The sequence below is a fragment of the Sorangium sp. So ce1153 genome (assembly GCF_051521595.1).
Lineage (GTDB): Bacteria > Myxococcota_A > Polyangia > Polyangiales > Polyangiaceae > Sorangium.
Genome location: NZ_CP150361.1, coordinates 90,015 through 115,156, shown reverse-complemented (window position 1 = coordinate 115,156; position 25,142 = coordinate 90,015). Strand labels below are relative to the sequence as shown.

Genomic DNA, 25,142 nt, shown 5'->3' with positions numbered 1-25,142 from the left:
AGGGCTGGAGGCTTCGATGGCAAAGCGATTGGCATACACGGGGCTCACCAGCGCCGCGCTGCTCGGGGCGCTCTCTGGGACCGCGAGCGCGGATCCGGTCAAACGGGTCCAGGTGGCGCAGCGCGGCGACTTCGTCCTCATCGGCAACACGCTCGCGCACGACTGCGCCCCGTCGACGCCGGCGCCGCTGGTGGGCACCGTCGGCGCGTGCGGCGCGGAGGGGACGCTCGCCGACGCGGCGCCCGACATCTACTGGCGGGCCGACAGCCCCCTCGCCGGGCAAGCCGAGGCGAACAACACGATAGCTCCCTCGGCGGCCCGCAGCACCGCGGTCCTCACCCTCCCGACGGGCGCGCGGGTGACCCACGCGTACCTCTACTGGGCGGTGAGCCGCTCCTCGGGCTCGGTCGACCTCTCCGTGACCCTGGACCGGCCCGGCACCACGTTCACCTCCGCGGTGTCGGGCACCCTCTCGGGCGAGGCGCTCTCGGGGCTCACGCACTCGCAGGTGGTCGCCGACGTCACCTCGCTCGTGCAGGCGCGCGGCGCGGGCGCCTATCGCCTGAGCGGCATCAACAACCCGGCCCCGCTCAACGGCGTGAACCAGGCGTTCACGTTCGCCGGCTGGTGGATGGTCGTGCTCTACGAGCTCACGACCGCGCCCGCGCGGAACCTCGCGATCTTCGACGGGCTGGATCCGGTCATCGACGGCCAGACGGTGGACTGGACGATCTCGGGGTTCATCGTCCCCGCGAGCGCGGGCCAGGCGAAGCTCGGCGTCATCGGCTTCGACGGGGACAGCTCGGCCGGCGACGCGCTCGAGTGGAACGGGACCGCCCTGTTCGACGCGCAGAACCCGGCGAACAACTTCTTCAACAGCTCCCGCTCGTTCCTCGGCGCGCCCTCGTCCTCGGCGGGCGACCTGCCGCGGCTCACCGGGGGGCCGCTGAGCATGAGCGGCATCGACGTCGACGTGGTCCAGGTCCCGTCGGGTCTGCTCATGGCCGGCGACACGGAGGCGGAGATCGGGGCGGTCGTCTCGGGCTCCGACAGCTACCTGCTCGGCGGCATCGTCACGTCGGTGCCGACGCTCCTGCCGGATCTCTCCACGTCGAGCAAGTCGGTCCTCGACCTCGACGGCGGCGGCGTCACGCCGGGAGACACGCTCGAATACACGATCATCGTCACCAACACGGGCGACGACGACGCCGCGGAGGTCGTGCTGAACGACCCGCTGCCCGCCGGGGTCACCTACGTGGCGGGCTCGCTCGAGATCGCCACCGGCCCGAACGCGGGCGGCGTGACCGACGCCGCCGGCGACGACGAGGGCGAGTACATCGCCGGCTCCAGGACGGTCCGCGTCCGGCTGGGCAACGACGCGAACGCGGCCAGCGGCGGCTCGCTCGGCGTCGGCGAGACCACGACGGTGCGGTTCCGCGTGACCATCGACCCGGACACCGACGGCGAGATCGTGAACCAGGCGGTCGTCACCGGGGAGAGCCCGGAGGGCGGCGCCGCCCAAGAGTACCCGACGGACGGCAACGGCACCGAGCCGGGCGCGCAGCCCACGGAGATCCTCGTCGACAGCGACAGCGACGGGCTGAGCGACGGCGACGAGAGCGGCGCCGGCACGGACCCGAACGACGCCGACACCGACGACGACGGCATCGGCGACGGCGCCGAGGAGCTCTGGGATCGCGACACCGACGGCGACGGCCTCGTCAACGCCCGGGACGTCGACAGCGACAACGACGGCCTCTTCGACGCGACGGAGCTCGGACTCACGGACTGCAACGGCCCGGGCACGGACACGCTGGCGGGGCACTGCGTGCCCGACGGCGACGGCGGGGCGACGACGACCGATCCGCTCGACGCCGACACGGACAACGGCGGCGCGCTCGACGGCTCCGAGGACGCGAACCTGAACGGCGTGCGCGACGACGGCGAGACGGATCCGACGACCGGGAACGGCGCCGACGACAACCAGAGCGCGGACACGGACGGCGACGGGCTCGGCGACGCCCTCGAGGGGCACCTCGGCACGGACCCGGCCGACGCCGACACCGACGACGACGGCGTGCGCGACGGGGCCGAGCCGAACCCGACGGACGACAACGACGGCGACGGGCTCATCAACGCGCTCGACGTCGACAGCGACAACGACGGCCTCTTCGACGGCACCGAGCTCGGCCTCGGTTGCACGGGTCCGGGCACCGACGCGGCGGCGGGCAGCTGCACCCCTGACGGGGACGCGGGCGCCACCAGGACGTCGCCGCTCGAGGCCGACACGGACCACGGCGGCGTGACCGACGGCTCGGAGGACGTGGATCTCGACGGCGCGCCCGGCGCGGGCGAGACCGATCCCCGGGCCGGCCACGGGGACGACGATCGGCTGAACACCGACAGCGACGACGACGGGCTGAGCGACGGCTTCGAGGCCGCGCTCGGCACGGACCCGGACGACGCCGACACCGACGGCGACGGGGTGCGCGACGGGCTCGAGCCGAACCCGGCGGTCGACACCGACGGCGACGGGCTCATCAACCCGCTCGACGTCGACAGCGACAACGACGGCCTCTACGACGGCACCGAGCTCGGCCTCGGCTGCGACGGCCCCGGCACCGGCGCGCCGGCGCGGCACTGCACCGCGGACGCGGACGCCGGCGCCACGAAGACGTCGCCGCTCGACGCGGACACGGACGACGGCGGCGCGACCGACGGCTCGGAGGACGCGAACCTGAACGGCGTCGCGGACAACGGCGAGAGCAACCCGACCCGGGGCCACGGCGACGACGACAGCGGGAACGACGACGGGGACGACGACGGGCTGAGCGACGATCTCGAGGAGACGCTGGGCACGGATCCGGGCGACGCGGACTCGGACGACGACGGCGTGCAGGACGGGCAGGAGCCGAACCCGGCGGACGACACCGACGGCGACGGGCTCGTCAACGCGCGCGACGTGGACAGCGACGACGACGCCCTCTACGACGGCACGGAGATGGGCCTCGGCTGCGACGGCCCGGGCACCGACGCGGCGGCGGGGCACTGCCGGGCGGACGCCGACAGCGCGGTCACGACGTCGGCGGTGAGCCGCGACAGCGACCGGGGCGGCGCGACCGACGGCTCCGAGGACACCAACCTGAACGGCGCGATCGAGGCGGGCGAGACCGATCCGAGCGCCGGCCACGGCGACGACGACAGCCTGAACGCCGACGGCGACGGCGACGGGCTGAGCGACGACCTCGAGGTGTTCCTCGAGTCGGATCCGGGAGATCGCGACAGCGACGACGACGGCCTCGTCGACGGCGAGGAGCCGAACCCGAGCGACGACGGCGACGGCGACGGGCTGCTGGACATCCTGGACGCGGACAGCGACGGGGACGGGCTCTTCGACGGCACCGAGGCGGGGAAGGACTGCGCGGACGCGGACACCGCGGCCGACGCGGGGAGCTGCACGCCGGACGCCGACGGCGGGGCCTCGACGACGAGCGTGGTGGACCCCGACACGGATCGCGGCGGGGTCAGCGACGGCGACGAGGACCAGAACCACAACGGCACGGTCGACGAGGGCAGCTCCGAGACGGATCCGAACGACTCCGGCGACGATCGCGGCGATCGCGACGGCGACGGCCTCTCGAACAGCGAGGAGACGGAGCTCGGCACCGATCCGGACGACGCCGACAGCGACGACGACGGGGTGATCGACGGCGAGGAGGTCGAGCCTGGCGCCGACACGGACGACGACGGGAAGATCAACGCGCTCGATCCCGACAGCGACGGCGACGGGCTCTTCGACGGCACCGAGCTGGGCATGGGCTGCTCGCACGAGGACAGCGACCCCGACGCGGAGACCTGCGTGCCCGACGGCGACGAGGGGGCCACGACGACCGATCCGACGGCGGCCGACACGGACGGCGGCGGCGCGATCGACGGCGAGGAGGACGCCGACCACGACGGCGTCGTGGACGAGGGCGAGCGCGATCCGAACGACCCTGCGGACGACCAGCCCGCGGTCTGCGAGCAGGACAGCGATTGCGGCCCCGGGATGGTGTGCGACGAGGCGACGAAGGAGTGCGTCGCAGGTTGCCGCAATCCGGACGGCTCCATCGGTCCCTGCGTCACGGCGCCGCCCGGCGAGGGCGTCGTGGTGCAAGGCGGCGGCTGCGCCTGCACGGTGGGCGCGGACGGCGACGGCAGCCGCTCGGCGCCGTGGGCCCTGCTGGCGGCCGGCGCCTGCGCCGCCGCGCTGCACCGGCGGCGCAAGCGGAGCTGAGCGCTCCTGCCGGATGGCGCCCCCGACGCGGAGCGGGCGGGGGCGCCGGCAAGCCAAATACATGTAATTACTTCAGTTTTTTGCATCCAGCCCGCTCGCCCGGTCCCGGGTCCGGCTCGTCCCCACCGGTCCCGGGTCCGACGCGCCGCGGGTTGCCATCTGCCGTCCGTGGCTTAACGATATTTTTTCACGGGAGAGTGCATCTTGCTCCGACCTTCTGATTCCGTCGTCCGCGCCATCACGATCGATGGCGCCTTTCGCGTCATCACCGCGCTGACCACCGACACCGTGCGAGGGGCCATCGCGGTGCAATCGGCCACCGGCGCGACCGCGCAGCGCCTGGGAGAGCTGATCACCGGCGCCATCCTCGTGCGCGAGGCCATGGCGCCGAACCTGCGGGTGCAGGCGATCGTCAAGGGCGCGACCGGCGCGACCGGCCAGGGGACCCTGGTCGCCGATTCGCACCCCGACGGCACGAGCCGCGGCCTCGTCAACCTCGGCAAGGGCGCCGCCGAGGGGAGCACCGTGGAGGTCGGCGAGGGCTCGCTGCTGCAGATCATGCGCACGCTGCCGAGCGGCATGCTCCACCAGGGGGTCGTCGAGGTCCCGGCCGAGGGCGGCATCTCCGGCGGCCTGATGACGTACATGCAGGAGTCGGAGCAGGTCGTCTCGATGATCGCGGTGGCGACGCTGCTCGGCGACGACGGCGTCGGCGCCTCCGGCGGGTACCTCGTGCAGCTGCTCCCGGAGGTCGAGCGCGGTCCGCTCATGGTGATGACCGAGCGGCTGAAGGACTTCGAGCGCCTCGACGAGGTGCTCGCGCACGAGGGCGCGTCGGCGGACGTGCTGCTCGAGGAGCTGCTCCACGGCATGCCGTTCTCGCGGCTCGACGACTCGCCGCTCAGCTTCAGCTGCCGCTGCAGCGAGCTCCGGGTCATGGCCACGCTCGCGAGCCTGCCGAGGAGAGACGTCGAGGAGATGGTCGAGGACGGCAAGGTCCTCGACATCCGCTGCGATTACTGCGGGAAGGACTACCAGGTGTCGCCGTCGCAGCTCCGCTCGCTGCTGACGACGAGCTGACCCGCCGGCCGCCTGCGTCGCGCCGGCGCGCTCGCCCGCGCCGGGCTGGCGCTCGTCACGCGGGCTGCTGGCCGGGCGAGAGGCCGCGGGTCACGAAGGCGATGACCCGGTCGTTCTCGACCTCGTCGTCCCACGCCGCGTCGGGAGCGATGAAGACGCGGTGGAGGATGTACCCCGCGAACGTCGAGGCGACGCAGCGGAGGACGACCGCGGGCGGCCACCCCACGATCTGCCCCTCGCGCTGGAAGCGCTCGATCATGGCGATCCCCTTCGCGAGGAACGGCGCGAACACGCGGCTGACGACGCCGTCGCGCAGCTCCGCGTCGAACGGCAGCTCCTGCGCGAGGATGCGCAGGAGCCGCGGGTGCGCGCGCACGAAGGCGATGCGCTCGGCGAGGAGCGCCCGCAAGAACGCCTCGAAGCTCGGGTACGCCGCGCTGAAGAGCGGGTCCATGGAGCGCGCCAGCGCGGGCCCGACGAGCTGCTCGATGGCGGGGCCGAGCACGCCGAGGAGGAGGTCCCTCTTGCTGGGGAAGTACTTGAAGATCGTCGCCTCCGCGACCCCGGCGCGCCGCGCGATGTCCCTCGTCGCGGTCCCGTGGAAGCCGTGCTCCGCGAAGGCGGCCACCGCGGCCTCGACGATCTTCTTCTGCGCCTCGGTCAATGTGTCGTTCGAGCGCGGGCGTCGGCTCATCGGCGTCCTCTCTGCTCACCTCTAGTACCGCGCGCCAGAGGTCCCGCCGGATTTCTGGCGCCTCGACGCGGCGGACCTCGCGCGCCGCTCGCTGTGCCTCGTCGCGCTCGTCGCGCCGCGCGAGATCCGGCGCGCGCCCGCGTCGCGCCGCGCTGGCGCCGGGAGCGTCGAGCGCTAGGCGCTCCTGGCCCTGGGCGTGAACAGCCGGTCGAGCGCCCGCCCGAGCTCGCCCTCGTCGAGGGGATCGCTGCGCACGCCGAGGTAACCGTCCGGCCGGACGAGCACGGCGGCTGTGCTCTGGACGCCGTATGCCGCGTGCGCGTGCCCGTCGGGGTCTGCGTACCCTCCCGCCTCGGGGGCGCCGACGACCACGACCCTGAGGTCCGGCCCGCCGAGCTGCGCCGCGAGCCGTCGGACGCGATCGCGCGCCGCGCCGTCCGCCTGCCGGCCGGCGAAGAGCAGCAGCGTGAACTCGGCGCCGCGCATCCGCTCGAAGAGGCGCACCTGCTCGCCGGCCTCGCCGCGCAGCGCGGCGTCCGGCGCGCGGTCGCCGGCGCGGGGCCCGCGCTCCGGTGGGGTCCCGATCTGCACGGAGAGGGGGCTCTTCCGGTAGCGGATCTTGAGCTGCGAGACGAACCCCAGGACGCGGCGCTGCACGGCGGAGAGGCCGAGGGCGCGGGACAGGAGGCGCGGCGCGACGATGCGCAGCGTCCCGGCCACCGGGCCGTGGGCGGCCATGAGCCCGAACAGGCGGTCCGTGAAGCCGACCAGCCGGCGGGCGACGGGCAGCCGCTCGGTTTCGTAGGTGTCCAGCACCCATGCTGGCATCCGGCCCTGCTCGACGGCCGCGAGCTTCCACGCGAGGTTGTAGGCGTCCTGGATGCCGGTGTTCATGCCCTGTCCGCCGGCCGGGCTGTGGATGTGCGCTGCGTCTCCGGCGAGGAACACCCGCCCTTTGCGCAGCTGCGTGGCCACGCGGTGGTGCAGCCGGTAGCGCGAGAGGACGATCGCTCTCTGTACCTTGAAGGGCACCGGGATCGTCGCGCGCATGCTGCCCTCGAACTCCTCGAGCGAGGGCGGCGCGCCGTGCGCCGGCGGGGCTTCGGGCAGGATGAGGATGACCCGGAAACGGTGGCTGCCGGGCACCGGAAAGGCTGCTGCGACGCCGCGGCGCGAGGGGCTGAGGTAGATCTCGCCGTCGGGCAGCGGCCAGTCGACGACGAGGTCGCCGAGCATGCAGTGATCGTCGTAGGTGTCGCCCTCGAAGGCGATGTCCGCGCCCTTGCGGACGGGGCTGCGCGCGCCGTCGCAGCCGAGGAGCCACTTCGCGCGCACCTCTTCGGTGCTCCCGTCGGCGCGGCGGAGCGCGCATGTGACGCCGGCGCTGTCCTGCGCGTAGGAGGCGAGCTCGACGCCGCGCTCGAGCGTCACGCCGAGCGCGGGGAGCCGTGAAGCGAGGACGCGCTCGGTGTCGAACTGCTGGATGACGAAGATCCCCGGATTGGGCGTGGACAGCTCCGGAAAGTCGAAGATGGGCAGGCGCGCGCGCCGGCCGTGTGCGAGCAGGACGTTGATCCCGCCGACGCGCACGGCGTGCTCCATGGCTGTGTCGGCGATGCCCATGCTGCCGAAGATCTCCATGGTCCGCGTCTGCACCGCGAGCGCGCGCGAGTGATCCGGCGGCGGCTCCGTTGCCTTGTCCACGATCCGCACCGTGAGCCCTCGCCGGGCGAGCTCTCCGGCCATCGTCAGCCCGGTCGGCCCTCCGCCGACCACGAGCGCATCCACCGCCTCTGTCATGTGCGCCTCCCTTATGGTGAGTGATTACTCACTCACCATAAGGCACCCGCCTGGTCTGGCAAGGACCGACCCGACGACGACCTGACGACCTCACCCAGGTTGGGGCGGACCGACCTGGGCGGGGCGACCTCACCCAGGTTGAGCCCGGTCCAACCTCACCCAGGTTGGGGGCGACCTCACCCAGGTTGAGCCCGGCCCAACCTCACCCAGGTTGAGCCCGGCCCAACCTCACCCAGGTTGAGCCCGGCCCAACCTCACCCAGGTTGGGGCGGACCGGCCTGGGCGACCTTACCCAGGTTGAGCCCAGCCCGACCCACCCACAGCTACCCACACCACCCCCCAGGTAGCGCATCCCGCTCAGCAAGATCCATGCGATGGTCCCCGCATGGAAGAGGTCCACGTGAACGTCTACATCCACGCCCCGGTCGAGCGCGTCTTCGAGGCCGTGGCCGACCACGAGAGCTTCCTGCGCGCCGGCGACAGCACCCGCACCAAGGTTATCCGGCCAGGTCTCACCGAGCGCAACGGCCTTGGCGCCCTGCGCGAGGTCCGCGTCGGCAAGCGGATCCGCTACGTCGAGGAGATCGCCGCCTTCGAGCGCCCGTCCTCCTTCGAGTACCGCATCCTCGAGAGCACGCAGCCGCTCCGCCACCACGGCTCGCGTCTCCGCTTCACCCCGCGCGGCGACGGCACGGAGGTCGACTGGACGTCGCGCTTCGAGGTCCCGGTCCCGCTCGTCGGCCGCCTGCTCGGCCCGCTCGCCCGGCGCATGTTCGTCGCGGCGTTCACCGAGCTCCTCCTCGCCGAGAAGGCCCGCCTCGAGGCCTCGCAGCCCGCGCGCGCCGCCTGACCCCGCGCTCCGCTTCAGGTCCGGCCGGCCGGCTGCCGTCCGGACCTCGCGATCGCGTCAATGGTCACGGCCGCGAGCAGCGCGGCGCCGGTCACCATGAACTTCACCGACGACGGGAGCGCCAGCAGGTCCATCCCGTTCGAGATCGATCCGATCAGCAGCGCGCCGGTCAGCGCCGACCAGACGGTGCCCCGGCCCCCGAACAGGCTCGTCCCCCCGATCACGGCGGCCGCGATCGCGTTGAGGAGCACGTCGCCGCCGCCGGACGACTGGTTCACCGCGAGCAGGCGCGAGGTGGCGAGGATGCCCCCCGAGGCAGCGAGCGCCCCGCACAGCGTGAAGACCGCCACGCGGATCGCGTCCACGCGGATGCCCGCTCGCCGCGCAGCCTCCGCGTTCCCGCCCACCGCGAAGACGTACCGCCCGAACCGGGTCCGCCGGAGCAGCAGGTCGAAGCCGATCACGAAGCCGAGCAGCAGCAGCAGCGCGAGCGGCACCCCGCGATCCGCGTTGAGCACCCCGACGACGGCCGGCACCAGGACCAACACCCCCGCGATGCGCGCCGCCATGGCCCCCCTGGACGCGGGCGTGAGCCCGGCCTTGCCCCGGCGCCGCTGGGTCACCACCTGCCCGAAGACGGCCATGCCGACGCAGAGCGCGCCGAGCGCCCACCCGAGCGCGGGCGAGAGGAACGTCCCCGCCAGCCCCGAGATGAGCGGGTCATAGACGTTCACGGTGCCCGTCGTGCCGAGCACCCACAGGAGGGCTCCCTGCCAGGCCAGCAGCCCCGCGAGCGTGACGACGAACGACGGCACCCGGAACCGCGTGAACCAGAACCCCTGCGCGAAGCCGATCAGCGAGCCGGTCGCCACGCCGGCGAGCAGCGACAGCGCCGGGCTCACCTGGTGCTGCACGTTCAGGATGGCCATCACCGCGGCGCTCATCCCGCTCACCGCGCCGACAGAGAGGTCGATCTCCCCGAGCAGCAGGACCAGCACGATGCCCACCGAGATCGTCCCCATGGCCGCGATCTGGAGGACCAGGTTCGTGAGGTTGCGCGCCGAGAGGAAGTTTTCGTTCTGCGAGGCGAAGATGCCCCAGATGAGGATGAGCCCGAGGAGCACCGGCAGCGAGCTCGCGTCCCCCTGGCGCAGGCGCCGCGCGAGCGCCGCGAGGCCCGCCCCGGGCGCGTGGGAGGCCGCCATCTCGCCGGTCTGTCCCGGAGCACCCGTCATCCTGCCCTCCTCGACTCCGCGACGTCTGCGCCGGTGATCCTGCCGACCACCTGCTCGCGCGAGGCCGCGCCCGTGTCGAACGTGCCGGCGAGCTGCCCGAGCCGGAGCACGACGATGCGGTCCGAGACCTGGAAGACGTCGGCGAGGTTGTGGCTGATGACGAGCACGCCCAGCCCTTGCTGCTTGAGGCGCGTGATGAGCTCGAGGACCTGCCTTGTCTGCGCGACGCCGAGGGCCGCGGTGGGCTCGTCCAGCATGACGAGCTTCGCCTCCCCCATGACGGCGCGGGCCACGGCCACGGACTGCCGCTGTCCGCCCGAGAGCGCGGCGATCGGCGTGCGGACGACAGGGATGTTCACGTTGAGCGCCCTCAGCACCTCGAGGGCGCGCCGCTCCATCTGCTCCTCGTTCATGGCGCGCGAGAGGGGGTCGACCTCCTCCCTGCCGAGGAACAGGTTCGCCACGACATCGAGGTTGTCGCACAGCGCGAGATCTTGATACACGGTCGCGATCCCGAGCCTCGACGCGTCCTTGGGCCCCCGCAGCGCGACCGGCTGCCCGGCGAACCGCACCTCCCCGCTGTCGGGCGGGAAGATGCCCGCGATGGTCTTGATCAGCGTCGACTTGCCGGCCCCGTTGTCCCCCACGAGGGCGACGACCTCGCCCGGGAAGACCTCGAGATCGACCCCGGAGAGCGCCTGCACCGCGCCGAACCGCTTCTTGATGCCGCGCAATTCGAGGATCGGAGTTCGCTGCGCAGTGCTCATGGGCGCCCCGGGGAGCTCCGGACCTAGAGGATGCCCGCCGCCTTGCAGGCCTCGGCGTACTGGGCCGTGCAGATCTGCTCCTTGGACCAGAAGGCGTCCGCGATGACCGTGTCCTTCAGGTTCTCCTTGGTGACCGAGAGGGGGACCAGGAGCACCGAGGGGACGTCCTTCTTCCCGTTGTTGACCGTCTTGCCCCCGGTGAGGTCGGTGGGCACGGGCTTGCCCGTGGCGAGGTGATACGCGATCACCGCCGCGGCCTCCGCCTGCGGCTTGATGGCCTTGTAGACCGTCATGTACTGCTCGCCGAGCAGGATCCGCTGCACGGCGGCGAGCTCGGCGTCCTGTCCGGTCACGGGGGGCAGGGGCTTGATGCCGGCGGCCTTCATCGCCGCGATCGCCCCGCCGGCGGTCCCGTCGTTGGCCGCGTACACGCCGTCGAGCTGGTTGTTCAGCGCGGTGAGCGCCTGGGTCATCTCGTCCTGCGCCTTGTCGGGGCTCCAGTCCGGCGTGTCGTATTCCTTGACCACCTGGACCTTGCCGTCGAGCGCGCTGTGCGCCCCCTTCTTGAAGAGCATCCCGTTGTTGTCGGTCGCCGCGCCGTTGATCATCACCACCCGCGCGGTCGCCTTGTTGCCGAGCGCCTGGAGCAGGGACTCGCCCTGGAGCCTGCCCACGGACTCGTTGTCGAACGAGACGTAGTAATCGATGCCTTCGGTCCCCGGCACGAGCCGGTCGTAGGCGATGACAGGCACCTTCTGCGCCTTGGCCTTGTTCGCGATGACGGCCGCAGAGGCGCTGTCCACGGCGTCGAGGACGAGCACGCTCGCGCCGTTGGTCAGCGCCGCCTCGGCCTGGGCCTGCTGCTGCGAGGCGTCCTGGTTCGCGTTGCTCGCGAGGACCTGGCAGTCGGGACAGAGGGACTTCACCTGGGCCTCGAAGAAGGGGCGGTCCTTGGACTCGTAGCGCGCCGTCTTCGACTCCGGGAGGAGGAGGGCGATCTTGGCCGGCTTTCCGGCCCTGTCGCCGGCGGATGCTCCCTTGTCTCCGGCGCCTGCTCCCTTGTCGCCCGCGGCTGCTCCCTTGTCGCCCTCGGCCGACCCCCCTTGCTTCTGAGAGCACGAGGTCAAGACGAGGGCAGTCAGGGCCCACGCTCCCAGTCGACCGCTGATCGCTTTGGTCTTCATGAACTTTTCCCCTGGACGTGAACTGGCGCTGGGCGGAGCTATACCCTCGCTGGAGCTTGCCGTCCATGGCCGACTTCCCGGAGGAAAGGCGGCGCGGCCGGCGCGACGTCCTGGCGTTGGCCGCCGTCGGTCGCGCCGGGCGCGCGGAAGATTCCTCGGCATCCGCGCCGCCGTGCGATCGGCTGTCAGGCGGCGAGCCTCCTCCGCCAGCGATCCGTCAGGAATAGAGAGTCGATGGCCTCCATGCGAGAGCCGGACCATCAAACGCACCACATCGTCCGCGCAGAGCAGCACGGGCAGCGCGAGCAGCACGATGATCGACATCTCCTGACGTTGGCCGCGAGGCGCGCAGCGCTCTGCGGATACCGGCTGTTCCTGGCTCACGACCGCATCCCGTATCCATACCACGAGGGAGCGAGCGCCTCCGTGGCGGACGCGCCCGACGAGCCCACAGATCTCCTGCGACTCACCGACGAGCTCATCCAGCCGTCTTGCGCGCGGGCGACGCGGCGCTCTCGTTCCGTCCGTTGGCCGTCGATGTCTGCGTCAACGTGGCTCACGTGTTTCGGCACCAGCAGAAAGTTACTCAGAGAAGCCCTTGCTGGTACCAAGCGGATCTGTATAGACTCTTGAACTCAACTTCGTTCCGTTCGACCTTGGTCGGGCGCGCCAAGGGGTATTCAAGATGCGACCGATGCAAAGGTGTGCGTCTCTGCTCAGCCCTACCACGTCCGCAGCAACTGGCCTGCGAGGTTCTCGGGTGAAGGGTTCGACACGGTCAGGCTCACCGCTGCAGTCCGGCAGGTGCCGGGGTCGGGTCCGCGGGTCGAGCGCCTGGTCGAAGGGGACTACGGCGCTCTCTGCCGTCTCCCTTCTGGTGCTCGCGGCCTGCGCCGAGGGCTACAGTCTGGACGAGAACACGGGTGGCGGCGGCGGGAGCAGCGCCAGCTCCAGCTCGGGCGGTGCGACCTCCTCCAGCGCAATCACGACGAGCTCTGCCGTGTCCACGACGAGCAGCAGCGTCTCGGCGAGCAGCTCGTCCGGCGCCGGCGGTGCCCCCACGGGCACCACGGTGAGCAGTTCGGCAGGAGTCGGCGGCGCGGGCGGCGAGGGTGGTGCCGACGTGACGAGCTCCACGTCGAGCACCTCGGCGAGCTCCACGTCGAGCACCTCGGCGAGCTCCACGTCGAGCACCTCGGCGAGCTCCACGTCGAGCACCTCGGCGAGCTCCACATCGAGCACGGCCGCCACCGGCGGTGGCCCCACGGGGGAGCTCGAGGTGCGCTATGCAGCCCGGGAGGGCGCCGCCAGCGTCCAGGGTCTGTCGTTCAGGATCCAAGTCAGGAACACAGGAGACGAGACGATCACGCTCAGCGACGTGACGATCCGCTACTGGTTCACGGACGACGGCGCCACATCGACGTTCGTGGGCGCATGTGATTTCACCCCGATCTCTGGCGGGTGCGCCAGCGTCACCCGGACGTTCGGCGACGCGTCCGCCGCCGAGGCAGACCGCTACCTCGAGCTCGGCTTCACCTCGGCCGCCGGCACCCTCGCCCCGGGCGCCACGTCGGGAGAGGTGCAGATCCGCGTCCACAGCGATCGGTACGAATCCATGATGCAGACCAACGACTACTCCTTCGACGCCACGCTGACCGCCTTGACGCCCTGGGAGCAGGTGACCGCCTACCGCGACGGCGTGCTCGCCTGGGGCGAAGAGCCGTAGCCCTCGCACCTCCGGCCCACCGCAGCGCGCCGCCTCCGGCCGCCAGCGCCGCGGCACGCCCCCGAGCCTCTCCTCACCCGGTCTGACGTTCTCCTCCCCCGTTCTCGCCCAGACGCCGGCCGTCCGCGCCGCCCCACGGCGCACTGGACGCTCGTCCTCAGGTTCGGCCGCATGGCCCACATCTCGCACGTCTCGTTGCAGGCTCCCGAGCACGGTGAGCTCCGGAAAGGGATCTGCGGGCATACCGATCGCCTTCACCACGATGACGCCCTTATTTCCAGGGAGTGTCACGCCTGCTGAGCACCCCCGCGCCAGGCGATGCCCCGTGGCAGGCTGACACGGCGCGCGCTCGCGCCACACCCTGCACACGCCCCCTCCCGTCCGAGTTCGTCGCGATGTAACCAATATTCCATGGAAATCCGTCCTGCCGCCGTCTGAGCGGTCTTCCGCTCCGTCTGGAGACGGACAGCGTAGACGGCACCATCCTTGAATGGGCTCCGCTCGGACCCTCACCATGAACGCCACCGCGCTCGCAACAAATCCTCCCCCGTCCTCCCACACCCGGTCATCGCAAGCCCCGACGTCCAGCGCCGCGCCGCGGAGCGGGACGCGGCTCGGCTGCCTCGACGGGTTCGAGCTGCTGAAGCGGCGGGCCGCGGAGACGCCTGGGCTCATCAGCTTCGCGGGGGGGCTGCCCGCGCCGGGGGAGTTCCCGCGGACCAAGCTCGCGGCCTCGTTCGTCCGCGCCCTCCAGAGCCCGAGCTGCCCCGCGCTCCAGTACGGCTGGCCCGAGGGGGACGAGGACCTGCGCTCCTGGATCGCCGGGCAGCTGCGCCGGCGCGGCGCCCATGTGACGCGCGACGACATCGTCGTGACGAGCGGCGCGCAGCAGGCCGTGTCCCTCGCGGCGCAGATGGTCCGCGGGGCCGGCGCCCGGATCGGCGTCGAGCCCGAGAGCTACCCCGGCGCGCTCGAGCTGTTCCAGGCGCTCGGCATGACCGCCGTCGACGACAGAAGCCACGTGGACGCGTACTACCTCATGCCCGCGCTCTCCAATCCGCGCGGACGCAAGATGTCGGCCTACGAGCGGGCGAGGGTCCTCTCGACCCTCCGGCCCATCATCGAGGACGACGCTTACGCCGATCTCTGCTTCGACGGCGCCGCCCCGCGGCCGCTCCTGGCCGAGGCGCCCGATCGCGTGTTCCACGTGGGAACCTTCTCGAAGACGCTCTGCCCCGGGCTGCGCGTCGGCTGGCTGGTGCCGCCGCGGGGGCTCCGGGCCGACGTCCTCAGGCTGAAGCAAGCCGAAGATCTGCAAGCCGCCAGCCTGCCGCAGGCGATCCTCGAGGACTATCTCCGCAACGAGGACTTCGATCAGCGGCTCGTGCGCCTGCGGGAGTTCTATGCACGCCGCGCCGCCCGCATGGAGCAAGCGCTCCGCCGGCACCTGCCCGGCTGGCGGTTCGAGCCGCCCGCCGGCGGCTTCGCGATCTGGGCCGAGCCGGACGCCCAGCCCAACGAGGCGTTCTTCCTGGCCGCCGCGATCGAGCACGGCGTCGCCTTCGACCCGGGGTCGCTGTTCCGGGCGAACGGCGCCGTGAGCCCGTTCGCCCTGCGGCTGTGCTTCTCGTCCGTGTCGCGCGACGAGGAGCTCGACGAGGGCGTGCGCCGCCTGGCACGGTGCTGGGCCGAGGTCGCGTGAGCTCCCCGGCGCCCCCCGCGGGCGCCGCGCCGCGCGAGCCCACCCCGCGGCGGCTCTGGCGCCTCGACGTGGCGTAAGCGCGGTCGGCGCCGCGCTTCGTCCTCTTGCCTTCTTCCCGGCAGCTGGCGATTTACCGGCTCGGGCGCGAGCCGACCGGCGTCGACAACGCGCGCTCTGGCCCCAGAGATCGTCTGGGGGAGACATGAACACTGCAACCCGCCGCTCCTCGACGCCGCGCGCGAGATCCGCGCGGCTCACCGCGCTCGCCGCGACGCTGGCGGCCGTCCTCGCGTCCGCCTCCCCGGCGCGCGCGCTCCAGACCTTCTTCGACTACGGCGATCACGCGAGCGCCGAGGATGCGCTCGAGTTCTCCGATACCTTCCTTTCTCGTATCGTGTATTCCGAGCTCGGGTGTCCGAGCCGCCCGGTGTGGCTGAAGCTCGAGGCCGCGAAGGGGGAGACGCTGCACGTGCGGCTCGGCATGCCCGCGCTCGCCGCGCTCCGCCGCGAGCGCCCCTCCCTCGCGCTGCTCGGTCCCGGCCTGCCGCGGCCGGCGGGGCTGCCCTTCGAGGCGCCCGCGGGCGTCGGGGCTCAGCTCTTCTCGACCAGCGCCGTGCGCGCGCCGGCGGCGGTCCGCGAGCCCGTCACCGACGGCCGCTCCTGGCTCCTGCTCGATCGGCGGATCGAGCTGCCTGAGGGCGGGAGCTATTCCCTCGTCGCGTGGAGCCCGGAGGGGCACCGCGCGCGGCTCTGGATCGCTGTCGGCGACGAGCCGACCGAGGAGCTCAGCAACGTGGACGACCCCGTCGAGCGCGCGAAGGCGTTCCACCAGCCCTGGACGGCGCCGGACCTGGGCGCGCCCTGCTCGCCCGTGCGCCTCCCGGCGCGCGCGAGGCCGGCGGGCGACCCCTCGACGGCGTCCTGCGCGCACGCCGCCGGGCCTGCGCGCGGCCCGCTGCCCGCGCTCGCGGTGGTCGCGCTCGCCGGGGTCGCGGCGCGGCGCGCGCGGCGTCGAGAACCGCCGCGGGGGTGAGCGGCGACGGGGGTGCCCGGGAGCGCCGCGGGGGCGCTCACTGCTCGAGCGCCCCGCCCGGCTTGTGCGGGACGGGCGGGCGGCGCTCGAGCAGCTCCCGCGCCGCGGCGCGGACGACGGCGGGCACGTCCGGCGCCGCCACGAGCTGCAGGAGCTCGGGCCGCAGGAGGAGGCGCACCATGGGCACCGCGATCTCCGGCGGCGCGCCCGGGTTCTGCACGATCGCCATCCGCACGCGCGCGCGCTGGGGCCACTCCGGGTGCCGCGCGATCTCGGTCATGACCTCCGGGTTCGCCGGGCGCCGCGCCGCGAGGCGGACGACGTCGTCCTCGGTGAGGCGCGGGTTCGCGAGCAGGTTGCGGATGACGAGCGGGTGCGGGTCCCGGAGCAGGGCGTCGAAGGCGGCGCGCGTCGGCCGCCGCGCCAGCGCGCGCCGCTCGCCGAGCGTCAGCGCGCGGCCGGCGCTCGACGTGGCGAGGTGGCGCTCGTCGGGCGGCGGCGATGTCGGCTGCGCCTCGTGCCGCCGCGGCTTGCGGCGCAGGAGCCGCGAGAGCGACAGCAGGGCGCCCGAGGCGGCGAGCTCGCGGAGCTGGTCGACGCGCTCGGAGAGCGCCGGATCCGCGAGGACCGGCACGGCGGCGCCGAGCACGTCGCGCGCGACCGGACTGGCCTGCTCGGCGTCGCGACAGAGGTCGTCGAGCGCGCGGGCGATGGAGAGGAGGTCGTCGCGCAGCAGCTCGCTCCGCAGGTACGCGACCCGCAGCCGGAGCTCTTTCAGGGAAGAGACGGCTCGCCTCCATCGCTCCGCCAGCGGATCCACGCGGTCAATTTAGCTCGCCGGCGCGCCGGCGCGTAGCGCGCCGGGCAGATCGCGGTGCGCTACGCGCGCTGGACGGTTATCCTGCGCCGCGCCAGAGGGGACGGCTCCGCCGATCCCCGGTTGCTCACAGGGACGGCGCACGCCGGTCCCGCCTTGAAGGGAGGAGTCGCATGTCCGAGAAGGTTTCATTCGCCGCGAAGGGTGGGTCCTCGGCGACCGGCGAGATCGTCTGGCCGAAGCAGGGCGGCAGATCGCCCGCCGTCGTCCTGATCCAGGAGTGGTGGGGCCTGAACGACCACATCCGCTCGCTGCTCGACCGGCTCGGCGCCGCCGGGTTCATCGCGCTGGCGCCCGACCTCTACCACGGCAAGGTCACCGGGGACGCGACCGAGGCCAACCGGCTCATGACCGAGCTCGACAAGCCGCGCGCCCTCGACGAGATCGCCGGCGCGGCGCGCTTCCTGGCGGCGCACGAGCGGTCGAACGGCAAGGTCGGCGTCATCGGGTTCTGCATGGGCGGCGCGCTCAGCTTCGCCGCCGCGGCGACCATCCCGGAGCTCGCGGCCGTGGTGCCCTTCTACGGCGTCCCGAGCCCCGCCCCCGATTACTCGCGCGTCAAGGCGCCGATCCTCGCCCATTTCGCCTCGCGCGACGGGTGGGCGACGCCGGCCGCCGCCGAGGCGATCCGGAAGGAGCTCGCCGCGCGCGGCCAGTCCATGGAGCTCCACATCTACGACGCCGACCACGCGTTCGCGAACGACACACGCCCCGAGGTCCACAACCCTGACGCGGCGAAGATCGCGTGGGAACGGAGCATCGAGTTCCTCAAGCAGCACCTCGGCTGAGCGCGGCGCCGCGGCCCTGCCGGCTCGCGCGCCGCGCTTCTTTGCCGCCGCGTAACGAACCCTGATATACACGCTCACATGGCCCTCCCCCCGGTCCTCCCGGGCTCGACGCAACAGGCGGAGTCGCCTATCGACCGAGCGCTCTCGCTTGCGCTCGCGGGAGAGCGCGACGCCGCGCTCCGCTGGGCCGCGGCCCTGGTCCGCCACGACCCGACCATGCCGTCGGCGCTCTGCCTCTGCGGGCGCCTCCTCGGCGAGCTGAACCGGCACGAGGCAGCGCGCGAGGCGTGCTCCACCGCCATCGTCCGCGCGGTCGACCTCGAGAACCTGCCGCTCGCCGTGGCGGCCGCGCGCGAGAGCGAGCGCTTCGGCGGCGATCCCGGGCCCGGGCTCGACCTGATCGCCGAGGCGTTCTGCAAGGACTCGCCGCGGCTCGGCGAGGGCGCGCCGCCGCCGCCGCCCCTGCCGACCGCGGACGCGTTCCAGCCGCTCGCCTCCGTGCTCACCGGGGCGCTCCTGCTCAACAAGGCGACCGAGATCATCCACGACGCGACCCGCAGGCTGGCCGCCCAGGCCGACCACCCCGGCATCGCGCCCCAGCCGGTCTTCTCGGCCGTCCGGCGCGACGCGCTCCGCGCGCTCTGCGGGGCGTTCACGCCGATCTGGGTGGCGGCGGGGACGACCGTCATCGAGCAGGGCGCGGCGCGCAGCGAGGCCTACTTCGTGGCGCGCGGGGAGCTCGAGGCGCGGCGCCGGCGCGGGAGCGACGAGATCGTCCTCGCGCGGCTCACGAACGGCATGATGTTCGGCGAGATGGCGCTCCTCTCCCGGGCGCCGCGCACCGGGAGCGTCGTCGCCACGCGGCCCTCCATCGTCCTCGAGGTGCAGCGCGACGCGGTCGACGACATCGCGCAGCGCGAGCCCGAGGTGGGCGCGGAGCTCGCCGCCTACTGCCGGGATCGCATGGTGCAGAACCTCGTCCGCATGAGCGACGTGCTCCGCGTCGTCGCCGAGGGCGACAGGCCCGCGCTCGTGAAGCGGTTTCACACGCGGACGTTCGAGAAGAACGAGCGGCTGCTCGTGCAGGATGAGCGGCCCCCCGGCCTGTTCCTCATCGCCTCCGGCGAGGTCGCCGTGGTCCGCCGCGACGCCGCGGAGGACTCCCGCGGCGAGCCGCTCGTGCTCTCGACGCTCGGCCCCGGCGACGTCGCCGGCGAGATCGCGATGGTCCTGCGCCGCGCGGCGAACGCCGACGTGATCGCCGTCCACCCCACGGTGGCGCTGTACCTGCCGGCCGCCGAGTTCATGGGTCTGGTCGAGGATCACCCGGCCGTGCTGGCGCAACTCTACAAGCTCGCCGTCCAGCGCGACGACGAGACCACGAGCATCATGGCCGAGGAGGTCTCCGTGGCCGAGGACTTCGTGTTGATCTAGAGTACCGTTCGGCTCGAAAACCAGGAAATGGACCACGGTTGCACAGAGTTTTTGTTGTTGTTCCCCCTGTGCCTCTGTGGTTCAAACTCTCTCCCGTACGGCGTTTCAACCTGTTCGGTGCTCTAGCAGCGTCCTGCGAGCACGAGGCGCGTGCGCAGATTGACGCCTCGCGCCATGCCCCGTAGACTTTCAGTCTATCTGTTGTCCTTGTTGACCAGCACTGAACAATCACCAGCGTAGGGTAGGCCACGCGCGCACACAGGTCCTGCGACAATGACGACGAACGCGTTCGGGCTGGAAGGGCAGGTGCTGGTCGGCCGGTATCGGCTGATCCGCCCTCTCCGCTCGGGCAGCATGGGAACCGTCTGGCGCGCGGATGACCTCACGCTCGGCTCGCCTGTCGCGATCAAGCGGCTCGGCCCTCTGTACGCGAAGGACGAGGCGGTGCGCGCGCGCTTCTACCAGGAGGCGCAGGCGGCGGCGGCGCTCCGCAGCCCGAACGTCGTGCAGATCCTCGATCACGGCGTCGACGACGACGTCCCCTTCATCGCGATGGAGCTCCTCGAGGGCGAGGATCTCGCGCACCGGCTCGAGCGCACCGGCCCGCTCTCCCCGGCCGACACGGTGCGCATCTTCGCCGACGTCGCGCGCGCCGTCCGCAAGGCCCACGACGCGGGCATCGTCCACCGCGACCTCAAGCCCGACAACATCTTCCTCGCCCGCGACGACGACCGCGAGGTCGCCAAGGTGCTCGATTTCGGCGTCGCGAAGACGCGTATGTCCGGCTCCGAGGGCATGGGCACGCAGGCCGGCGTGCTGATCGGGACGCTGCCGTACATGAGCCCTGAGCAGGCGCAGGGCGCGGCCGTCGATTACCGGTCGGACCTGTGGGCGCTCGGGGTCATCGCCTTCGAGTGCGTCTGCGGCCGCGCGGCGATCACCGCCGAGGCGCCCGGCGCGATGATCCTCGAGATCTGCAGCGAGCCGCTGCCCGTGCCCTCGCAGGTCGCGGCCGTGCCCGTGCCGCCGGCGTTCGACGAATGGTTCGTGCAGGCGTGCAGCCGCGATCCGAACGAGCGTTTCCCCTCGGCGACGGCGATGGTCGACGCGCTGCGCGCCGCGCTCCTGCCGGCGGGCGAGGCGGTGGAGACCGGCAGGGCCTCGCGCGTGTCCGGCGCGCCGAGCTCGATCCCGCCGGCCTCGGCGCCTCCCCTGTCCGCGTCTCCGCTGTCCGCGTCTCCGCTGTCCGCGTCTCCGCTGTCCGCGTCTCCGCTGTCCGCGTCTCCGCTGTCCGCGTCTCCGGTCTCGGCCTCTCCGGCGTCGGCCTCTCCGGCGTCGGCCCCGCCGGTCTCGACGCCGCCGAGCGGGAACACGGCACCGGGACCGAGCCTCGATGAGGCGGAGATCGACGACTGGAGGCCTCGGCGCGCCGTTCCGGTGACCGTCGTCGTGCTTGGCCTGGCCGCGTCGCTCCTCGGCGCATGGCTCCTCACGAGCGGGAGCAAGCCCGCCAGCGACCCGCCCCCGCCCGCGCCGCAGTCCCGCGCGGAGCCGCCGTCGGTGGCGCTCGACACGCCGCCCGCCGCGCCGGCGAACGGCCCTGTGGCGGCCACGGCGCCTGAGAGGGGGGCGCCCGAGCCGAGCGTCGCGCCCTCCGCGGACTCGAGCCGCGCGGCGGCCACGACGCCCGCGAGCGAGGAGAGCCCCGCGCGGGCCCGCCGAGTCGCCCCTGCCGCCGCCCCCACCTGGACGGCGCGCGCGCTGTCCAGCACGGCGCCGCCGCCCGCGCGCTCGGGCAAGGCCGGCTCCTCCGCGCTGCGGACCAAGCCCCAGCCCACGCCAGCAGGCGCGCCCGCGCCCTCCGGCACGGCGGGCTCCACGGACCGGCGCCTCGGCTTCTGAGAAGGTGAATGAACGCTCGAACGAGGGCCCTCGGGACCGCAATCATCGCGCTCGCGCTCATGCTCGCGGCGCCGGCGCGGGCCGCCGACGTCGACCCCGCCACCGTGAACGCTGCCCGAGCGCTCGCGGAGGAGGGCCTGGCGCACTTCGACAAGGGCGAATACGAGGCGGCGCTCGACAAGCTGGGGCGCGCTGACGAGCTGGTCCACGCGCCCACCATCGGCATTTATGCGGCGCGCTCCCTCGAGCAGCTCGGGCGCCTCATCGAGGCCTCCGAGCGCTACCTGCAGGTGAGCCGCATGCCGCTCGACGCCTCGGCCAGCGACGTCTTCAAGGCGGCGGTCGCCGACGCCGGGAAGGCGTACAACGATCTCAAGCCGCGGATCCCCAAGCTCGCTGTCGGGGTCCGCGGCGCCCCGGAGCGCGAGATGCAGATCACCATCGACGGCAAGCCGGTGCCGCCCGCGCTCGTGGGCGTCAGCCGGCCTGTCGATCCTGGCAAGCACGTCGTCGAGGGCGCGTGGGCAGGCCGTGTCGTCCGGCAGGAGGTCACCATGTCCGAGCGCCAGGAAGCGGCGGTCGCGCTCGAGTTTCCCGGCGTCGTCCGCGCGCCGGTCCTCCCCCCGGCGCCCGCCGGCCCCGCGCCGGGCACCCCGCAGCGCGTGCTCGGATGGACCGCGCTCGGCACGGGCGCCGCGGCGCTCGTCGTCGGGGGCATCACGTTCGGCGTCGCCAGCGCGCTGCGCAGCGACCTGATCGGCCTCGGGTGCACCGAGAGGGTCGTGTGCCCGGACACGCCGGCCACGCGCGACAAGCTGGACTCGTACAACACGGTGCGCCTCGTGCCTGCGCCGGCGCTCATCGTGGGCGGAGCGCTCGCCGCGGGCGGCGCCGCGCTGCTCCTCACGATACCGTCCGCGCCGAAGGCCAGGGGCGCGGCGGCGCGTCTGTGGATATCGCCGTCGGGCGCGGGGATCGCGGGGGTCTTCTGATGGAACGCAGCGGCTTCGTCATCGTTTGCTGCGCGCTCGGCGTGGCCGGCGCGCTGGGCGGGTGCTTCGACAAGGGCGTGATCGCGGCGAACGTGGGCGGCGGCGACGCCGCGCAGGGCGGCCTGGGCGGCCTCGGCGGCGGCACGGGCGGCGTCGGCGGCATCGGCGGCGCCGGCGAGGTGACCTCGGCCTCCTCCACCGGCGGCGGCGGCGGCGGCGGCGGGGAATGCGACCCTTGTTATGAAGGCCCCCCCGAGACCCGGGACGTCGGCGCGTGCAAGAGCGGCTGTCTACGGGACGGCGTGTGCGATGGCGACGTGTTCCCCGAGGCCGAGCGCTGCGCGACGGCGGACGACGAGAATTGCGATGAGGAGCCCTCGTGCACCGGAACGCACGAGTGGAGCATCCGGATCGGAGAGAACGGAGAGAACGGCGACAAGGAAGGTCTCGGCGTCGCCTTCGACGGCGAGGGGAACATCCTGGTCGCGGGGAGCTTCACCGGAGTGCTGGGCTCCACCCCGAGCCTGGGCTCGAATGACGGCTTCATCACCAAGCTCAAGCCCAGCGGAGACACGTACGCGAACTGGCCAAGGACGTTCGGTGGACCGGGCACGGATCGCTGCAGCGTCGTGGCGCGCGACGCGGACAACAACGTGATCATGGCCGGGACGTTCGATGGCGACGCCAATATCGGCGGGATGTCGTTCCACAGCATGGGAAGCACGGACGTGTTCGTGGCGAAGCTCGACCCGCAGGGCAACGTGATCTGGGTCGCGAGCATCAGCGGTGTGAACCCAGAGCTCGTCAACGGGATCGCGGTGGATTCGGAGAACAACATCGTCGTCGCGGGCGAGATCGGCACCACGGCCACCTTGCGGGACTCGATGGCGAGGACGACGAGGATGACGGGCGAAGGCGGGGGCGACATCTTCGTCGTGAAGCTCGACGGTGCGGGGAGCCGCCTCTGGGACAGCCACTTCGGCAACACGAGCCCTCAGGCGGCGCTGGACGTCGCGATCACCCCCGACGACGACATCGTCGTGGTCGGCCGCAGCACGGGCACCGTGAACTTCGGGAGGTTCGTCCTCTCCGCGACGGACCAGGACGCCTTCGTGGCGAAGCTCGACGGGACGACGGGGGAGCCGTCGTGGGCCAAGATCTTCGGTGGTTCCATGGAACAGGAGTTCGCGGGCGTCGCGGCGGACCGCGCGGGAAACATCGTCGTCGGGGGGAGCACCAGGGGAGCGATCAACTTCGATGGATTGTTCTCGGCCTACGCCGGAGGGCTCGACGCGGTCGTCGCGGCCTTCGGCTCCGACGGCAGGCATCTCTGGAACCACAGCTATGGGGATGGGGAAGATCAGAAGGTGCTGGGGGTAGCGGCCGACCAGGCGGGCAACGTCCTCCTCGTCGGAGAGTTCGAGAGCTCCCTCAATGTCCTCGCCTCTCCCCTCGCGTCCCGCGGCGGCCTCGACGCTTTCCTGGCGAAGCTCGATCCGGCCGGGGAGACGGTCTGGGCAAGGTCGTTCGGACGAGACATGGACCAGCGCGCCACGGCCGTCGACGTGGACGCGCTGGGGACCATCGTGTTCACGGGCATGTTCAGCGGCAGCATCGATCTCGGGGGAGGCCTCATGACGAGCCAGGCGGGCCACGACGCGTTCGTCGCCAAGCTGCAGCCCTGACGTCCACCTCGCGGCGAGCGCGCTCCGCCGCTGAATTTTCCTTCGCTGCCGCACGAGCCGTCTCCGGAGAGACAGCGCTCAGTGCAGGACACCCATTGGACCAGGGGAACGCGCCGTGGTCCGGTGAGCGCTCCGTGTACCAGAGCGTTCGATCCACCCGGATCGGTCATGGCTCGCCCTTGAAGCGCCACCGCGCCTCCGCTCCGCTCGTCAATCTCGCTCTCGGCAAGGCGCGCGCCAAGCGATGGGGAGGTTCTCACACCTGGCACCACACTTGCCTGGCATGGAGTCGTTCTCGGCGGAGGAGGTCTCGCGCGATGATCAACAATCAAGAGGGCCGGGGGGCGCTCTCCTATCAACCTGTCACGCACGTTCAGGGGACGATGACGGGCGTGCACGCGGCGGTCCAGGTTCCTCCCAGCATCGCGCCGGTGGCGGCGAGCGTGCCGCCCATGTCGGCCGCGGAGGACCTGGATCGCGAGCTCGAAGCGCTCGCCCAGGGCGTGCGGCAGAAGCGGCGGAATCGCCTCGTCGTCGGGATGGCGCTGATCCTGGTGGCCGCGGCGGCGTTCACGGTCAACACCTTTGACGGCAAGGTGAAGGCGGCCGAGGCGGCGCAGGCCGAGGCGGTGGCCGCGCGCATCGCCGAGCAGGACCGGATCGCGCAGCTCAACCTCGAGCTCGAAGCGCGCAACAGGAAGATCTCCGAGCTCAGCACCGCGCTCGACGCCGCGAGGAGCGACGCCGAGAAGGCGCAGAAGGAGTTCGCCGCGTTCAAGGCCGCGGAGGAGGCGAAGGCGGCTGCGGCCGAGGAAGAGGAGGAAGCCGACGAGAAGACGTCGAAGGCTTCCTCGAAGGCGGCCGCGGTCAAGCGCGGCCGGGCGGCGCCGGCCAAGGCCGCGCGGGGCGCCCGCGCGGCGGCGTCGAAGAAGAGCGGGAAGTGCGTGTGCAAGCAGGGCGACCCGCTCTGCGGCTGCCTGTGAGCTGCGGCTCGCGGCTCATTCTCTCCTCCAAGCACGGCTGACAGGATCCGGGCGCCGGCAGGGCCCGCGCGGCGAGGGCTGCGCGGCGGGACCGGTGGAACGGCGCGCCGCCGAGGCGCGCTGCGCGCAGGAGC

19 protein-coding genes are annotated in these 25,142 nt (G+C 72.5%); 12 read left to right on the top strand and 7 right to left on the bottom strand.

The genetic code is table 11. The features are described 5' to 3' along the window. Positions 1–16 precede the first annotated feature (16 nt). Both WME85_RS00410 and WME85_RS00405 read left to right on the top strand, forming a co-directional pair. On the top strand, positions 17–4,276 hold the full coding sequence (locus WME85_RS00410; protein WP_437834119.1) for a hypothetical protein: 4,260 nt from the start codon (positions 17–19) through the stop codon (positions 4,274–4,276). A gap of 204 nt (positions 4,277–4,480) precedes the next feature. Beyond that, a complete protein-coding gene (locus WME85_RS00405) occupies positions 4,481–5,356 on the top strand; it encodes an Hsp33 family molecular chaperone HslO (RefSeq protein WP_437834116.1) in 876 nt (291 codons plus the stop codon). 55 nt (positions 5,357–5,411) lie between these two features. On the opposite strand, the gene WME85_RS00400 is transcribed toward WME85_RS00405, so the two are convergent. Both WME85_RS00400 and WME85_RS00395 read right to left on the bottom strand, forming a co-directional pair. Then, the gene (locus tag WME85_RS00400) at positions 5,412–6,050 is read right to left on the bottom strand and encodes a TetR/AcrR family transcriptional regulator (protein ID WP_437834114.1); all 639 of its coding nucleotides are present in this window, start codon (positions 6,048–6,050) and stop codon (positions 5,412–5,414) included. A gap of 174 nt (positions 6,051–6,224) precedes the next feature. Next, complete coding sequence (locus WME85_RS00395) at positions 6,225–7,850, bottom strand: FAD-dependent monooxygenase (RefSeq protein WP_437834112.1); 1,626 nt, start codon at positions 7,848–7,850, stop codon at positions 6,225–6,227. 385 nt (positions 7,851–8,235) lie between these two features. Between WME85_RS00395 and WME85_RS00390 the strand changes: the two genes are divergently transcribed. Next, positions 8,236–8,700, top strand: coding sequence for an SRPBCC family protein (locus WME85_RS00390; protein WP_437834109.1), 465 nt, complete (start codon positions 8,236–8,238; stop codon positions 8,698–8,700). Between the two features lie 14 nt (positions 8,701–8,714). Here WME85_RS00390 and WME85_RS00385 read toward each other — a convergent pair whose 3' ends face one another. The 4 genes from WME85_RS00385 to WME85_RS00370 form a co-directional block, all read right to left on the bottom strand. Next, the gene (locus tag WME85_RS00385) at positions 8,715–9,935 is read right to left on the bottom strand and encodes a sugar ABC transporter permease (protein WP_437834106.1); all 1,221 of its coding nucleotides are present in this window, start codon (positions 9,933–9,935) and stop codon (positions 8,715–8,717) included. Continuing rightward, positions 9,932–10,702, bottom strand: coding sequence for an ATP-binding cassette domain-containing protein (locus WME85_RS00380; protein ID WP_437834104.1), 771 nt, complete (start codon positions 10,700–10,702; stop codon positions 9,932–9,934). Before WME85_RS00380 ends, WME85_RS00385 begins: the two co-directional genes overlap by 4 nt. Before the next feature lie 23 nt (positions 10,703–10,725). Next, positions 10,726–11,886: a sugar ABC transporter substrate-binding protein gene (locus tag WME85_RS00375; RefSeq protein WP_437834102.1), complete on the bottom strand. Its 1,161-nt coding sequence runs from the start codon at positions 11,884–11,886 to the stop codon at positions 10,726–10,728. A gap of 900 nt (positions 11,887–12,786) precedes the next feature. After that, the gene (locus WME85_RS00370; protein WP_437834100.1) at positions 12,787–13,152 is read right to left on the bottom strand and encodes a hypothetical protein; all 366 of its coding nucleotides are present in this window, start codon (positions 13,150–13,152) and stop codon (positions 12,787–12,789) included. A 13-nt stretch (positions 13,153–13,165) separates the two neighbouring features. Between WME85_RS00370 and WME85_RS00365 the strand changes: the two genes are divergently transcribed. The 3 genes from WME85_RS00365 to WME85_RS00355 all read left to right on the top strand — a co-directional run bounded on the left by WME85_RS00365 (position 13,166) and on the right by WME85_RS00355 (position 16,347). Next, positions 13,166–13,612, top strand: a complete 447-nt coding sequence (locus tag WME85_RS00365) for a cellulose binding domain-containing protein (RefSeq protein WP_437834098.1) — start codon at positions 13,166–13,168, stop codon at positions 13,610–13,612. A gap of 514 nt (positions 13,613–14,126) precedes the next feature. Further along, a complete protein-coding gene (locus WME85_RS00360; protein ID WP_437834096.1) occupies positions 14,127–15,314 on the top strand; it encodes a PLP-dependent aminotransferase family protein in 1,188 nt (395 codons plus the stop codon). A gap of 202 nt (positions 15,315–15,516) precedes the next feature. Next, a complete protein-coding gene (locus tag WME85_RS00355) occupies positions 15,517–16,347 on the top strand; it encodes a hypothetical protein (protein ID WP_437834094.1) in 831 nt (276 codons plus the stop codon). A gap of 37 nt (positions 16,348–16,384) precedes the next feature. Here WME85_RS00355 and WME85_RS00350 read toward each other — a convergent pair whose 3' ends face one another. Next, complete coding sequence (locus WME85_RS00350; RefSeq protein ID WP_437756093.1) at positions 16,385–17,167, bottom strand: hypothetical protein; 783 nt, start codon at positions 17,165–17,167, stop codon at positions 16,385–16,387. A gap of 170 nt (positions 17,168–17,337) precedes the next feature. Here WME85_RS00350 and WME85_RS00345 point away from each other — a divergent pair, with 170 nt between their 5' ends. From WME85_RS00345 to WME85_RS00320, 6 genes are all read left to right on the top strand, one after another. Beyond that, on the top strand, positions 17,338–18,012 hold the full coding sequence (locus tag WME85_RS00345) for a dienelactone hydrolase family protein (protein ID WP_437834092.1): 675 nt from the start codon (positions 17,338–17,340) through the stop codon (positions 18,010–18,012). A 78-nt stretch (positions 18,013–18,090) separates the two neighbouring features. Further along, positions 18,091–19,446 carry a cyclic nucleotide-binding domain-containing protein gene (locus WME85_RS00340; protein WP_437834090.1) on the top strand — a complete coding sequence of 452 codons (1,356 nt, stop codon included), beginning with the start codon at positions 18,091–18,093 and terminating at the stop codon, positions 19,444–19,446. 273 nt (positions 19,447–19,719) lie between these two features. Then, positions 19,720–21,348 (top strand): protein kinase domain-containing protein, encoded by a 1,629-nt coding sequence (locus tag WME85_RS00335; RefSeq protein ID WP_437834088.1) that lies wholly within the window; start codon positions 19,720–19,722, stop codon positions 21,346–21,348. A gap of 8 nt (positions 21,349–21,356) precedes the next feature. Beyond that, entirely contained in the window at positions 21,357–22,340 is a 984-nt protein-coding gene (locus WME85_RS00330; protein WP_437834086.1) for a tetratricopeptide repeat protein, read from the top strand. Further along, a complete protein-coding gene (locus WME85_RS00325) occupies positions 22,340–24,025 on the top strand; it encodes an SBBP repeat-containing protein (protein ID WP_437834084.1) in 1,686 nt (561 codons plus the stop codon). Before WME85_RS00330 ends, WME85_RS00325 begins: the two co-directional genes overlap by 1 nt. Positions 24,026–24,342: 317 nt before the next feature. Next, positions 24,343–25,008: a hypothetical protein gene (locus tag WME85_RS00320; RefSeq protein WP_437834083.1), complete on the top strand. Its 666-nt coding sequence runs from the start codon at positions 24,343–24,345 to the stop codon at positions 25,006–25,008. Positions 25,009–25,142 lie beyond the last annotated feature (134 nt).

Coding starts and splice junctions, on each gene's coding strand:
- WME85_RS00355 (WP_437834094.1), top strand. CDS start 15,517: ATGAACACTGCAACCCGCCGCTCCTCGACGCCGCGCGCGAGATCCGCG.
- WME85_RS00380 (WP_437834104.1), bottom strand. CDS start 10,702: ATGAGCACTGCGCAGCGAACTCCGATCCTCGAATTGCGCGGCATCAAG.
- WME85_RS00320 (WP_437834083.1), top strand. CDS start 24,343: ATGATCAACAATCAAGAGGGCCGGGGGGCGCTCTCCTATCAACCTGTC.
- WME85_RS00330 (WP_437834086.1), top strand. CDS start 21,357: ATGAACGCTCGAACGAGGGCCCTCGGGACCGCAATCATCGCGCTCGCG.
- WME85_RS00385 (WP_437834106.1), bottom strand. CDS start 9,935: ATGACGGGTGCTCCGGGACAGACCGGCGAGATGGCGGCCTCCCACGCG.
- WME85_RS00335 (WP_437834088.1), top strand. CDS start 19,720: ATGACGACGAACGCGTTCGGGCTGGAAGGGCAGGTGCTGGTCGGCCGG.
- WME85_RS00345 (WP_437834092.1), top strand. CDS start 17,338: ATGTCCGAGAAGGTTTCATTCGCCGCGAAGGGTGGGTCCTCGGCGACC.
- WME85_RS00340 (WP_437834090.1), top strand. CDS start 18,091: ATGGCCCTCCCCCCGGTCCTCCCGGGCTCGACGCAACAGGCGGAGTCG.
- WME85_RS00390 (WP_437834109.1), top strand. CDS start 8,236: ATGGAAGAGGTCCACGTGAACGTCTACATCCACGCCCCGGTCGAGCGC.
- WME85_RS00410 (WP_437834119.1), top strand. CDS start 17: ATGGCAAAGCGATTGGCATACACGGGGCTCACCAGCGCCGCGCTGCTC.
- WME85_RS00400 (WP_437834114.1), bottom strand. CDS start 6,050: ATGAGCCGACGCCCGCGCTCGAACGACACATTGACCGAGGCGCAGAAG.
- WME85_RS00360 (WP_437834096.1), top strand. CDS start 14,127: ATGAACGCCACCGCGCTCGCAACAAATCCTCCCCCGTCCTCCCACACC.
- WME85_RS00375 (WP_437834102.1), bottom strand. CDS start 11,886: ATGAAGACCAAAGCGATCAGCGGTCGACTGGGAGCGTGGGCCCTGACT.
- WME85_RS00325 (WP_437834084.1), top strand. CDS start 22,340: ATGGAACGCAGCGGCTTCGTCATCGTTTGCTGCGCGCTCGGCGTGGCC.
- WME85_RS00395 (WP_437834112.1), bottom strand. CDS start 7,850: ATGACAGAGGCGGTGGATGCGCTCGTGGTCGGCGGAGGGCCGACCGGG.